The organism is Nitrosomonas nitrosa, from assembly GCF_003051105.1.
In the GTDB taxonomy this organism is placed as follows: domain Bacteria; phylum Pseudomonadota; class Gammaproteobacteria; order Burkholderiales; family Nitrosomonadaceae; genus Nitrosomonas; species Nitrosomonas nitrosa.
This window is the reverse complement of sequence record NZ_QAOO01000008.1, coordinates 31,865-44,280: the sequence shown is the minus strand read 5'-3', so window position 1 is coordinate 44,280 and position 12,416 is coordinate 31,865. Positions and strand designations below refer to the sequence as shown.

The following is a 12,416-nucleotide window of genomic DNA, read 5'->3' as shown; positions in this document are numbered from 1 at the left end:
TAGTGCCAAGGATTATCCCTATGAACGCTATAGTACAATTGGTGTTGCTGCGCCACGGGCAGAGCATCTGGAACAAGGATAAGCATTTTACCGGTTGGAGCGATGTGCCGTTGAGTGCAAAAGGTGAACAAGAAGCGGAACGCGCAGGCCGCGTACTCAGGGACGCAGGCTATACTTTCGATATCTGCTATACCTCAGAACTACAGCGCGCGGCAGATACCCTTAGGATTGTATTGGCTACAATGGGTTTAGAAGGAATAGTCATTAGAAAAGACTGGCGATTGAATGAACGTCATTATGGCGCGTTGGAAGGGTTGGGTCGTTGGCAAGCTATTCGGCAATTTGGCATCTGGCCTGTATTGAGCACCCAGATTCGTTTTGCAGCTTCACCCCCTGCCCTGGATGTGAGCGATGTGCGATTTCCAGGTAATCAAGCACGCTATGCCGAGATTGATAAAGTCGTACTACCGCAGGCGGAAAGCATTGAACAAACGGTGGAGCGTGTACTTCCTTTCTGGCAGCATACAATTTTGCCAGAAATACGGTGTGGCAAGCGCGTGCTAATCGTTTCACATAAAAATCTGTTACGTGGCTTGATGATGCTGCTTGCCAACCTGTCACAAAAGCAAGTGATGAAGCTTTCCATCGCCACTGCCCAGCCACTGTGTTTTGAGCTCGATCACCAGCTTAATTTGGTGCGGTATTATTACGTACAGCGGGGAAAGGGGTGAATCCAATTTGAGATACCCTTGATGTGCTTAATTTCGAGAGTTTCTCTACCATGCTGAAAAATCAACGCAACAATCTTCATCTATATATTGCCTTGACTTAGGGGCTGGCGCAAATTACTTGCTAGTATACGGCTCCTTATTCTCAATGCGCCGATACCAAGCTTCGTACACCTCGTCTGACCACAATGATTTGATCCAGACGAGAATATCATCGATCTCTTGCTCAGTCAGTACACCTTCCCATCCCGGCATGCGCCCCTCGCCCGGTGGCCCTCCGTTCAAAATAAAGCGCTTTAATTCTTCCGTTGAATGGTGCCAGGCATGCGCACTGTCATCTAATGGTGGTGGGGGGTATCTTCCATTTTCTAACGGTTTTCTCCAATCAGGTGTGGCTTCGCCGTTTGGGCCATGACAAACGGAACAATTTTTCAGATAGGTTGCATAGCCTCGTTCGATCTGTGCCGCATCGAAGTTTCTAACTATTTCTTGATCGGGCTGAATTTGCTGCAGAATTTTGGTAATGGTCGAGACAGGATCCGTACAGCCCGATATTAAAACCACACCTATTATCGATAGTGGTAAAAGGATAGGGAATTTTTTATCAAGCTGCATAGGAATTAAAAAAGCGCGTTCGCCAAGTAATCGTTTTTTACTTAAATCTTATTTGTTCCGGGGTATTGTAGCTGCTGTAAATCGAAGCATCTCGGCGCTGGTCCCCCTTCTGCTTGACAAGCAGTACATCGTAGGGGTCATTTCGCTTCCCTTCCATGCCTGGCGAGCCATGTGGCATATCTGGCACAGCCAGTCCTACTGCCTTAGGTTGTTCTCTGAGAAGGCGCTTGATATCGCGCGCAGGCACATGTCCTTCAATGGCATAACCGCCAACAAGCGCAGTATGACATGATCCGAGAGAAGGCGATATGCCAGCTCGCGCTCGTGCTTCTTTGTTACCAACGTCATGCTCATTAACTTTGAAGCCATGATCCTTTAGATGATCAACCCATTTCGAGCAACAACCGCATGTTGGGCTTTTATAGACTTCAACTGTTTCGGAAGCAGAAGCTGAAAATACCATGGATGCCAACACACCCGCTACGATCGATTTCATAAAAATTTTGTAATTCATTGTTCTCATTTTTTCTCCACATATATTTTCCCGCGCATCTTTTTGAAGTGACCAGGATAACCGCATGCAAAATCGACTATACTGCTTTCTGTGAAGTGCCATATGAGTTCTTTTTGCTCGCGCGGCAATACGTCGACATGGTTAGGTTTATCACTGATATAAGCGGGATCAGAACGCATCAATTTGGCGTGTTTTTTTAAATTTTCCAACGTATCAATCACCATTTCATGGCGTCTTAAACCTTCATTTTTTATGATGAATTTGATAGTCTCATCTTGCATCACAGTGATTTTGGAAGGCAAAAAACGATTATCGATTACTTTGATTTCTATGGTGCGTGTGACATTGGCAGGATCGCCGGGTTTACCAATCCTCGAAGCGTTCGTACCATCGTGCTGAGAATTCATCTCAGTTGAAACACTAACCGGCCAGAACATTAAAATCAAGAAGAATATCGAAAAACACTTCTTCATTACATTCTGTTCCTTTTGGGTTATGGTACAAATCAGCTTTTTTAGATTCATCTGTTAGAGCACATTACGGTTTTATTGTTCCAGCTGCTAAACTATTTAATTTGTGGCAGCTATTGCAGTATAAAAGAATAAGATATTTATCATTTTAAGGTCTATGGCATTTGCATGATGGAAACATTATCCAGAAAAATACAATATAACACTAACAAACTTCGTAAAAGATTGCGTCGCCTTGTTGGCACCGCTATTGCCGACTTTAATATGATCGAAGCGGGCGATCGCGTTATGGTATGTTTATCGGGTGGAAAAGATAGCTATACCTTGCTTGATATTTTACGTAACCTCCAAGCCCATGCACCGTTGGATTTTGAATTGATCGCTGTCAATCTTGACCAGAAACAACCCGGTTTCCCTGAGCAAGTTTTGCCGGATTATCTCACTCAAATTGGCATACCCTTTCGCATCGTCGAGCAAGATACCTACAGTGTCGTCAAACGGGTTATTGCTGAAGGAAAAACAACGTGCAGTCTATGTTCCCGCTTGCGCCGCGGAGTGCTTTACCGTGTTGCTTCGGAGCTAGGCGCGACGAAAATAGCCTTAGGGCATCATAGAGATGACATACTCGAAACATTCTTTCTCAATATGTTTTATGGGGGTAAGCTCAAAGCCATGCCACCTAAATTAATCAGTGACGATGGCCGCCATATCGTGATTCGCCCACTGGCCTATTGCAAAGAAAAAGATTTGGCTGCTTACGCCGAAATCGAGAATTTCCCGATTATTCCTTGTAATCTATGCGGCTCGCAACCCAATATGCAACGGCAAGTAATCAAAGAAATGATGCAACAATGGGACAAAAAATTTCCCGGAAGATTAGAGACGATGTTCACGGCGTTGCAAAATGTCAAACTTTCCCACCTAGCCGACACTAGTCTTTACGATTTTCAAGGTCTTAAGCCAAACGGGACGGCTATCGCTGATGGGGATATGGCATTTGATGAAGAAATTTTTGAGCCTCCGATTACGGAACTTCTCCCATTCCCTGCTCGTATACAAGGTGAAGAAAGTGACGAAACTGCGCATCATTGATGCTTGCTTTCTGATTTTTCGGCAATCGCTGGAGGAACCCATTTGAACGTCAGGATGACCAACATAGCAAATAGCCCATAAATTGCTGTTAATACGCTTTCAGGGAAATCATAGTACAACACGCGATGCAGCCAGTATTGAATAAAACTTTGATCCGACTCAATTTCCCGTAATTCATGCTCCCATCTTGTCAATGGACACACCTTGCCTAGCAGGGATTCTCCGACAACAAACAGTATCGCTGCTAGGTGAGCAAAACGGAATAGACGATTCCGCACAAATTTCAGATGCATCCACGCGCCAATCCAGATTAGAGGCAGACTACCGACAACGAATAAAACGAACATAAAATGTATGATCAATACGATATCGGCTAACAGCATGCTTTAAAAATTAAAGCAAGGATTTCAGTATTTTTTCGACTTTATCTATGTGAATTCGCCCCAAATGTGAATCCACAATCTCGCCATCTCGATTGATCATTACGGTATAAGGTAGGGCTCCTTGCGGATTCCCCATTACTTCAGCCAACGAGAAGGCATCGATATCACCAACCACTATCGGATAATTAATGCCAAATTCGTTACTGAACATTTCCACCCTTTCTTTCTGATCAATCGCAATTCCCACTAGAACGACACCCCGATCACGGTATTTTTCCTGCGCATCGATGAATTCGGGTATTTCCTCTCGGCAAGGGGCACACCAAGTAGCCCAGAAATTAACCAGCAATACATTGCCGCGCCATTGGGAAAAGGGTTGCATATTTCCTGCAATATCGGGCAGGCTTGTTGCAAAAAACGCTTCTGCCCCTGCTTTCTTTTCTGTACTGCTCAGTCGAGTACCATCGATTTGTTTTACTTTATAAACAATCCCAGCGGAAACGGCCAATAGGGCAACGACCGCATAGAGCAATATCTGGCTTAATTTTGACATGTAACCTTCCTTGGATTGGAATAACTGCGTTTTCAAGCTGTGGATTAACAACCCACCCCTATTCTAGCTATGCGCTGAAATAAATACGCAGAGTAAAAGTTGAACAAGATTTTGGAACTAAATCAACACTGCATCCAACACGGAAAGGAAATCTTCCTTATTGAGATAGCCAATGATTTTGATGTTCGGTATATCACGTCCTTGACGGTCGAGAAATAAAATACCTGGTGGGCCAAATAACTTGAAGCGCTTCAACAGTGCGGCATCATCAGGTGTTCCGGCAGTGACATCGACTTGTAGCAAAACGACATCTTTCAACCGATCATGTATTCTAGGATCGGTGAAGGTAAACCGTTCCATCTCTTTGCAAGAAATACACCAGTCGGCGTAAAAATCTACCATGATGTATTTATTTCTTGATTGTTGAATGACCTCATCTAGTTCAGCAATGGTTTTTATCCGCTGAAATGGCAAATGTCCACCTTGGTCGGAGATTCCCGGCTGAACCATTTCACTGTTGCTGATACCGACAATACTCAACTTCGAAAGCGGCTGCAGGACATCCCGGCTACCAGACAGCACGCCAATCAACAGCGCAACACCCACCAATAGTGAAATTACCCCGACACCTTTGAGAAACTTGCGGAATCCAGAAGCCCGTTCTGGTAAAGGATCGATCGCATGCAGATAAATTGCCGAGATGATGAGCAAGGCTGCCCAGAGCAACATGTAGATGACTTCGGTTACTACAGGTGAAATCAACCAGATCGCGACCGCCAATAACAGTACGCCGAAAAATTGCTTGATCGATTCCATCCATGGGCCAGATTTAGGAAGTAGCGCGCCCGCGGACGCACCCAATAGTAATAGCGGCACGCCCATGCCGAGTGCCATAACGAATAATGCTGACCCTCCCAGCAAGACATCTCGCGTCTGGCTGATATAGAGCAAGGCACCTGCAAGGGGTGCTGCTACGCATGGGCTGACGATTAATGCAGACAAGGCACCCATTCCAAATACGCCGGTCAATCTTCCACCCTTTAGCTGCCCTGCTTCTTCAGTAAGCTTACTTTGGAGAAACCCGGGTAACTGCAAATCGTAAAAACCGAACATTGAAAAAGCCAGCATGACAAAAACCAAAGCAAATGTTCCAAGAACCCACGCATTTTGAAGTGCGGCCGATAACATTGCTCCCGATAATCCGGCAGCAATGCCGGCAATCGCATAGGCAATTGCCATACCCAAAACATAGGCCAACGCGAGTACAAACCCGCGCCACTTGGTCAGATGTTGACTGCGATTTGCGATAATGCCTGATAATATTGGAAACATGGGAAAGACGCATGGCGTGAATGCAAGCAGCAGACCGATGCCAAAAAAGCCCGTCAAGATCAACCCGAAGCTGCCGCTGGCAAACATCTGCTCGATTTTATACGATTCGGTTTCAATCGCCGGCGATGAGGGTGTCTGAAACAACTCTGCGGTCGCGTCGACACGCGCTGCGGAAGCGTTACTGCTGATTGTTTCGGCCACTGCATTTACCGCAGCCTGGATTGCTGGCAGAGTGAGATTGCTTTCTTTCTTGATGGGTGCATAACAGACACCGACAGGTTCATTGCAACCCTGATAGGTTGCGGTAAGCGATAGCTGGTCTGTGGCAGATGGATCGCGTTTCAGTGAAATGATAGCTTGGACTGGCTGATAATAAACCTCAGTTTGACCAAAAGTCAGGTCATTCTTCATTTTTCCTTGAGGGAGAACGACTTTTTCTATGTGAATGCCATCACTTTTCGGCTCAAAAGCAATTTTGTCGCGATAAAGATAGTAATCTTTTGCCGGCGTTAAATTGGCGATGAGGGTATGCTCATCACGTACCTGAATGGAGAATTTGAACGCTTCATCAGGAGGGAGCAACTCTTGCTCCGCTTGCCCAAAACTTGCGCCCAGCTTCTGTAAAATCGACAGTACACTCGTGCCACTCGTGCTTGTGGAAGGCTTACCCTCTTCTGCTAAAACATTTGTGCTAGTAAAGCAAACCAAAATCAGGAAAAAATGAATTAAACGCATAGCTTACTCAAATTTATTTTTAATATTTTGTTAATTCACAGGCCAGACACTTCATCGGACACCCACTGCAAGTAGGCGGGTAATCCCATCTTTACAGGGACAGCGATAATCTCAGGGAGTTCATAAGGATGGAGGCTTTTGACAACCTTTTCCACCTGTCCATAATTTTCCGCCACCGTTTTGATAATTAGAGGGGTTTCATTGGTGGTTTCAATCTTTGCCTGCCAACGATATACCGAGGTAGATTCAGCCAGTATATTAACGCACGCGGCCAATCGATCCTCAATGAGTTGTTGTGCGACTTTGAGTGCACTGGCTTTGTCAGGAAAATTTGTAATGATCAGTATGATTTCCATTTACAAATAATGTTGCAATTTATTTACTTACTCGCTGAAAGATTCAAAAGTTCTGTATTCTTTTTTATACTAAGCTCAAACGTATGTTGGCGGAATAACTAATTGCCAATTTTCTATGATGAGCCACTGCAATGATTATGGGAGCTAACACTATGATTAAAAAACTATTTATTTTGCTACAAATCCTCGCCTTAATCGCACCGGTCGGTATCTTTTTTATGTACATCATTATGGATGAAGGTGACCAGTTTACCTATGAGCATTATTGGGTAACGGCGATGAGCTTCATTCCTTTCTTATTTGTCTTGTTACTAAAAAGCTTATTTTTGGGGTTGAGTAAAAAATGATAACAAATTTCTTCCCAGACACGCTCGAATCATCTTATTTTTATAAAGATCGAGACGGCTACCAGTTTGCTTAATTAAAAATTATCAGTGCAAGCAAACGCAACGCTATGACAATGTTACTGCAAAGAGTAATTTCTGATTTTCTATGATCGATATTGGGTTGTCTTCACATATTTTTTAGGTTTTATCATGTACTTTATGCCTAAATACAGAAAGGCGATAACAGTATAGCGGGTAGAGAGGTTTGTTTAATGCAAAGAATTTTGTTAGCGGGGTTTATGTGGATAGTCATGGCAATCTGGCCTCATCTGGTTATCGCGAGTCCTTACTCCACCGAAAATGACGCTTGTATTGACGTTAGTATGCCAAGCAATGCCGAAGATCGGGATTCAAGAAATCAATGTGTTTCTCATCTTAGTGCATCCGGTATATTGGTACTTCCTACCGAAGCCTTGAGTAAGCTCAAGATCGACGCTGGATTTGGCTGGGGTATTTTTAATGGCAGTATTTATAATGGCAACGATGATTATGCTATCGAGCGCATAACTGTCAAACTGATTCCTTCACAAATTCCTGGAACAACTACTGAAGAACCCCTCGAAACAAAAGAATACATTATCGATGTTGCCGTGCCGCCGTTATCTAAGGGTGCGCTTTCGATGTTTATAAATTCGGATGGCACACAAGAATTTGAGTGGCATTTAATCAATGCCTTCGGACGTAAAATAGCTGTAAACCAGTAGCATTATGTTGTTTCCTCAGTTTCTAAACCAACCCAGTAATTTTTATTTAAGGAGGACTCTATGCTTAAAGCGCTTATGGCCATCGGCTTGAGTATGGCTTTTTCGACAGTAGTAGCTTCAGAAACACCCCCTGCAACGCCGACACATCAAGACTCAGCAACAACGACCGAAACACGCCAACAGCCAAAAAAACTGGAAGCCAATCAACCGTCAACGGAAAACAAATCTTCGGCCAAGCAACCTTCCAATACTGAGAAAAAACCGAGTATGGCCGATTATTGTAGAAAACATCCTTGCTAAATTTGATCAAAGGAATAGTCGCAATTATGAAAATTAAAACTATTTTTACTGGAACAATTGCTAGCTGCTTGTTTGCCGTAACGCCGCTAATGACGGCGGAAGCCGTTGAGTGGTCTTATCATGAACAAGAAGAATGGGGGGCGATTCATGATCCATCTCAAACAGTCGCTCCTCATATGTATCCCTATGCCGTCTGCGGCCTCGGTCAGCATCAATCACCTGTCGATCTGGCATCAGCAAATCCTTCAAGACTGCTGAACAAGCTAAAAATACACTATCCGGCCGATACCGTGAATTTCTATAACAGTGGTCATGGCGTGCAAGTCAATTTTTCCGAAGGCTATCAGGGGCAGCTATTAATTGGTGGTGAAGCCTATCCGCTGATACAGTTCCACTTCCATGAGCCAAGCGAACACGTAATTGGCGACCGTACTTTCCCTGCCGAACTGCATTTTGTGCACGTGCGCGATGACGGAAAAATCGCTGTGCTAGGGGTTCTCATTGAAATTGGTCAAGAAAATGAAGTATTCCAGACCGTTCTGGATAATACCCCGTATACCGGAAAAGATTCCAATCAGAACCCAGGCACATCAATAAACCCGGTATTACTGCTTCCTCGTGACAAACGGCATTTTTATACATTGGCTGGTTCATTAACGACCCCACCTTGTAGTGAGGGTGTTAACTGGTATGTTCTGGCTAATCCGATCACCATATCGGAAGCACAGCTTGCTCAGTTGAAAAGCTTTTATTCCGATAATGCTAGATTGCCACAAGATTTGAACAATCGTGTAGTGGCTGAGACCCCTTGATTGGGGCCGGCAGCCGGCACGCCGGCTGCCGGTTTTATGCTTGCTGTTATGTTATAGTCAAATGTTCGATACCTGAGTTGAGATCTACGTGTTTAGCTTCCGAACCATGTAACTTGATTTGCAAACGGAGCTCATTCATGGAGTCAGCATTTCTCAGCGCATCCTCATAGCTGATTAACCCAGCTTCATAAAGCTCAAAGAGAGCGGTATCGAAAGTTTGCATGCCTAGCTCTCTTGATTTTTTCATGATTTCCTTGATCTCATGCACTTCACCTTTAAAAATCAAATCGGATATCAATGGAGAATTCAGCATCACCTCAATTGCCGCAACGCGCCCTTTCTCTTCTTTCTTTGGAATCAAACGTTGTGCAATCAATGCTCTCAAATTGAGTGATAAATCCATCAAAAGTTGAGCACGCCGTTCTTCCGGAAAAAAATTAATGATACGATCGAGTGCCTGATTAGCACTATTTGCATGCAGCGTTCCCATGCATAAGTGGCCCGTTTCAGCAAAAGCGATCGCGTGCTCCATTGTTTCGCGGTCACGAATTTCACCAATCAAAATAAGATCCGGCGCCTGTCGCAGGGTGTTCTTTAGTGCGGCTTCCCAAGATTCCGTATCTACACCGACTTCCCGCTGGGTTACGACACAATTTATATGCTCGTGTACATATTCCACCGGATCTTCGATCGTGATGATATGGCCATAACTGTTCTGGTTGCGATGACCAATCAATGCTGCCAACGAGGTCGATTTACCGGAGCCGGTGCCCCCGACGAAAATGACCAAGCCACGTTTACTCATTACCACCTCTTTGAGGACAGGCGGCAGGCCTAAATCATCAAATTTTGGAATTTGTGTGGTGATTGTGCGAAGCACGAGTCCAACACGCTGCTGCTGAACAAATGCATTGACACGGAATCGCCCAATACCGTGAGGATGAATAGCAAAATTGCATTCCTTGCTCGCATCAAATTCGGCTGCCTGTTTTTCATTCATGATGGCGCGCGCAAGTTCTGCCGTATGCTGTGGTGAAAGTTGCTGCTGCGATACTGGCGTCATTTTGCCGTCGATTTTAAACGCAGGTGGATAGCCCGCTGTGATAAACAAATCGGATGCTTTTTTACTGAGCATCAAACGCAACAGATCGTGCATGAATTTGATTGCTTGTTCTCGTTCCATGATTCCTTTCCTCGTTCTATTATCGGTATATCAACCTGCAAAATTATCTTTATTCATGGCCTTAGCTCTTGCCTCGGCAACAGAGACGACATTGCGCTTGACTAAATCGGCCAAATTTTGATCGAGCGTTTGCATGCCCACTGCTTGGCTGGTTTGTATGGTTGAGTACATTTGTGCGATCTTGCCTTCTCGAATCAAATTACGAATGGCTGGTGTACCGATCATGATTTCATGGGCGGCTACGCGGCCTGATCCATCTTTTGTTTTCAGCAGAGCCTGGGAAATGACTGCCCGGAGAGATTCAGATAGCATAGCGCGCACCATTTCTTTTTCCTCAGCAGGGAACACGTCAATGATACGATCGATCGTTTTTGCCGCCGAGCTCGTATGTAATGTGCCAAATACCAAGTGACCCGTTTCTGCTGCGGTCATTGCCAAACGAATCGTCTCCAGATCACGCATTTCACCCACCAAGATGATGTCCGGATCTTCCCGCAAAGCCGCGCGTAATGCATTGGCGAAACTGTGCGTATCTCTCCCGACTTCACGTTGGTTGATGAGACATTTCTTACTTTCATGAACGAACTCGATCGGGTCTTCAAGTGTTAAGATATGTCCATATTGATTTTCATTGATGTCATTGATCATGGCCGCCAATGTCGTTGATTTACCTGAACCTGTCGGTCCTGTCACCAAAACCACGCCACGAGGCTGTTGAGCAATTTCAGCAAAAATTTTAGGTGCTTTGATTTGCTCCAGCGTTAACACTTTTGATGGGATTGTCCGCATAACCGAGGCCGCGCCGCGATGAGTGTTGAATGCATTTACCCGGAAGCGGGCCAGATTGGGAATGGCAAAAGAAAAATCGCATTCCAGGTGTTCTTCGTAGAATTTTCGTTGACCATCATTCATGATGTCATACACCATATCATGTACGTCTTTATGTTCCATCGCTGGCAGATTGATGCGCCTGATCTCGCCGTGCACGCGAATCATCGGAGGCATTCCTGCAGATAAGTGCAAGTCAGAAGCATTATTCTTGACCACAAAAGCAAGTAGTTCTACTATGTTCATTTAAGTAAATTTCCTGAAGTTTATGGATTAGTAAGCGTCGAGCGTCCTCGCGCAATCCGTACCCAAAATAAAAGCTTATTTACTTATCAACGGTAGAGAAAAATAAAAATTGAGAAGATGTTGGGCAGCTAATTATTATTTACCCTGATCACTCGAAAGTTTTCCCTCGAAAAGAACGCCATTTCACTCATAGCTTTTCATTTCTATTCATAAACCATGACAACAATTGCCACACGCCTGCAAACGGTCAAATCCCGTATTGCAGAAGCTGCAAGAAACGCAGGCCGATCTCCAGATGACATCCTATTATTAGCAGCAAGTAAAACCAATCCACCTGAAAAACTGAGGGAAGCCTGGGAGGCAGGACAAACTGTTTTTGGGGAAAATTATTTACAAGAAGGGTTGATAAAAATTCGCGCACTCTCTGATTTGCCCATTGAGTGGCATTTCATTGGCCCGATCCAAAGTAATAAAACAAAACCCATCGCAGAAAACTTTTCCTGGGTGCACAGCATAGACCGGGAAAAGATCGCGACACGGCTATCCAGTGCTCGACCCGAATCATTGCCGCCTTTGCAGGTTTGCGTGCAGGTCAATGTCAGTGGTGAAGTCACTAAAAGCGGTGTTGACCCTGAGCAAGCGGTTGAGCTGGCTGCTTTTGTCAGCCAGTTGCCGCGTCTCAAATTACGCGGGTTGATGGCCGTTCCAGAACTGACATCAGCAACAGCACTCCAGCGTGAGCAGTTTCAAGTCATGCGCGCTATTTTTGAGCAGCTCAAACGGGATGGATTCGATGTCGATACGCTGTCGATGGGGATGTCCGAGGATATGGATATGGCGATTGCAGAAGGGGCGACCATCGTACGCGTAGGAACAGCAATTTTCGGGCCAAGGCGCTACGCTATTCCTGAGGAGCTCGCTCCGCGCCAGTAATCAATGCATGGTATTTCGCCAGCAATTGTTCACGATTCTCGATTCTATCCGGATCAGTGACGATGCAATTCACCGGGCAAACCTCGACACATTGGGGCACATCATAGTGCCCCACGCATTCTGTGCATGAATTAGGATCGATGACATAAATTTCCTCACCTTGCGAAATCGCGCCATTCGGGCACTCGGGTTCGCATACGTCACAATTGATACATTCGTCAGTAATGATTAGTGCCATAACAACCT

17 protein-coding genes are annotated in these 12,416 nt (G+C 44.9%); 7 read left to right on the top strand and 10 right to left on the bottom strand.

The annotated features are described in order from the left end of the window. The first annotated feature begins 20 nt into the window (after window positions 1-20). Window positions 21-731: a 2,3-bisphosphoglycerate-dependent phosphoglycerate mutase gene (locus C8R30_RS05895; protein ID WP_107783048.1), complete on the top strand. Its 711-nt coding sequence runs from the start codon at window positions 21-23 to the stop codon at window positions 729-731. Between the two features lie 114 nt (window positions 732-845). On the opposite strand, the gene C8R30_RS05890 is transcribed toward C8R30_RS05895, so the two are convergent. The 3 genes from C8R30_RS05890 to C8R30_RS05880 all read right to left on the bottom strand — a co-directional run bounded on the left by C8R30_RS05890 (window position 846) and on the right by C8R30_RS05880 (window position 2,381). Further along, complete coding sequence (locus C8R30_RS05890; protein ID WP_239654204.1) at window positions 846-1,292, bottom strand: c-type cytochrome; 447 nt, start codon at window positions 1,290-1,292, stop codon at window positions 846-848. Between the two features lie 88 nt (window positions 1,293-1,380). Beyond that, complete coding sequence (locus C8R30_RS05885; RefSeq protein WP_420812393.1) at window positions 1,381-1,866, bottom strand: DUF411 domain-containing protein; 486 nt, start codon at window positions 1,864-1,866, stop codon at window positions 1,381-1,383. After that, a complete protein-coding gene (locus C8R30_RS05880; RefSeq protein WP_107783049.1) occupies window positions 1,863-2,381 on the bottom strand; it encodes a cupredoxin domain-containing protein in 519 nt (172 codons plus the stop codon). Before C8R30_RS05880 ends, C8R30_RS05885 begins: the two co-directional genes overlap by 4 nt. A 117-nt stretch (window positions 2,382-2,498) precedes the next feature. Here C8R30_RS05880 and ttcA point away from each other — a divergent pair, with 117 nt between their 5' ends. Continuing rightward, window positions 2,499-3,419: a tRNA 2-thiocytidine(32) synthetase TtcA gene (ttcA, locus tag C8R30_RS05875; protein WP_090669490.1), complete on the top strand. Its 921-nt coding sequence runs from the start codon at window positions 2,499-2,501 to the stop codon at window positions 3,417-3,419. On the opposite strand, the gene C8R30_RS05870 is transcribed toward ttcA, so the two are convergent. The 4 genes from C8R30_RS05870 to cutA all read right to left on the bottom strand — a co-directional run bounded on the left by C8R30_RS05870 (window position 3,413) and on the right by cutA (window position 6,778). Then, a complete protein-coding gene (locus tag C8R30_RS05870; protein ID WP_090669487.1) occupies window positions 3,413-3,802 on the bottom strand; it encodes a DUF2784 domain-containing protein in 390 nt (129 codons plus the stop codon). The two genes, ttcA and C8R30_RS05870, sit on opposite strands and share 7 nt — an antisense overlap. A gap of 10 nt (window positions 3,803-3,812) precedes the next feature. Continuing rightward, window positions 3,813-4,355, bottom strand: coding sequence for a TlpA family protein disulfide reductase (locus C8R30_RS05865; protein ID WP_090669485.1), 543 nt, complete (start codon window positions 4,353-4,355; stop codon window positions 3,813-3,815). Window positions 4,356-4,472: 117 nt separating this feature from the next. After that, window positions 4,473-6,422 carry a protein-disulfide reductase DsbD gene (gene dsbD, locus C8R30_RS05860; protein ID WP_090669483.1) on the bottom strand — a complete coding sequence of 650 codons (1,950 nt, stop codon included), beginning with the start codon at window positions 6,420-6,422 and terminating at the stop codon, window positions 4,473-4,475. A 35-nt stretch (window positions 6,423-6,457) separates the two neighbouring features. Continuing rightward, on the bottom strand, window positions 6,458-6,778 hold the full coding sequence (gene cutA / locus C8R30_RS05855) for a divalent-cation tolerance protein CutA (RefSeq protein ID WP_090669481.1): 321 nt from the start codon (window positions 6,776-6,778) through the stop codon (window positions 6,458-6,460). Between the two features lie 152 nt (window positions 6,779-6,930). Between cutA and C8R30_RS05850 the strand changes: the two genes are divergently transcribed. From C8R30_RS05850 to C8R30_RS05835, 4 genes are all read left to right on the top strand, one after another. Continuing rightward, a complete protein-coding gene (locus tag C8R30_RS05850) occupies window positions 6,931-7,125 on the top strand; it encodes a hypothetical protein (protein WP_239654206.1) in 195 nt (64 codons plus the stop codon). A gap of 251 nt (window positions 7,126-7,376) precedes the next feature. After that, entirely contained in the window at window positions 7,377-7,868 is a 492-nt protein-coding gene (locus C8R30_RS05845) for a hypothetical protein (RefSeq protein ID WP_090669478.1), read from the top strand. A gap of 60 nt (window positions 7,869-7,928) precedes the next feature. Continuing rightward, complete coding sequence (locus C8R30_RS05840) at window positions 7,929-8,168, top strand: hypothetical protein (RefSeq protein WP_090669474.1); 240 nt, start codon at window positions 7,929-7,931, stop codon at window positions 8,166-8,168. 26 nt (window positions 8,169-8,194) lie between these two features. Then, window positions 8,195-8,980 (top strand): carbonic anhydrase, encoded by a 786-nt coding sequence (locus C8R30_RS05835; protein WP_258191948.1) that lies wholly within the window; start codon window positions 8,195-8,197, stop codon window positions 8,978-8,980. Between the two features lie 46 nt (window positions 8,981-9,026). Here C8R30_RS05835 and C8R30_RS05830 read toward each other — a convergent pair whose 3' ends face one another. Together C8R30_RS05830 and C8R30_RS05825 are read right to left on the bottom strand one after the other, a co-directional pair. Next, window positions 9,027-10,163: a PilT/PilU family type 4a pilus ATPase gene (locus C8R30_RS05830; RefSeq protein WP_090669468.1), complete on the bottom strand. Its 1,137-nt coding sequence runs from the start codon at window positions 10,161-10,163 to the stop codon at window positions 9,027-9,029. Window positions 10,164-10,193: 30 nt separating this feature from the next. Beyond that, a complete protein-coding gene (locus C8R30_RS05825) occupies window positions 10,194-11,237 on the bottom strand; it encodes a type IV pilus twitching motility protein PilT (protein ID WP_090669465.1) in 1,044 nt (347 codons plus the stop codon). A 216-nt stretch (window positions 11,238-11,453) separates the two neighbouring features. Between C8R30_RS05825 and C8R30_RS05820 the strand changes: the two genes are divergently transcribed. Continuing rightward, window positions 11,454-12,170: a YggS family pyridoxal phosphate-dependent enzyme gene (locus tag C8R30_RS05820; protein ID WP_090669462.1), complete on the top strand. Its 717-nt coding sequence runs from the start codon at window positions 11,454-11,456 to the stop codon at window positions 12,168-12,170. Here the strand turns inward: C8R30_RS05820 and C8R30_RS05815 are convergent. After that, window positions 12,139-12,408, bottom strand: coding sequence for a YfhL family 4Fe-4S dicluster ferredoxin (locus tag C8R30_RS05815; RefSeq protein ID WP_090669459.1), 270 nt, complete (start codon window positions 12,406-12,408; stop codon window positions 12,139-12,141). The two genes, C8R30_RS05820 and C8R30_RS05815, sit on opposite strands and share 32 nt — an antisense overlap. Window positions 12,409-12,416: the final 8 nt, after the last annotated feature.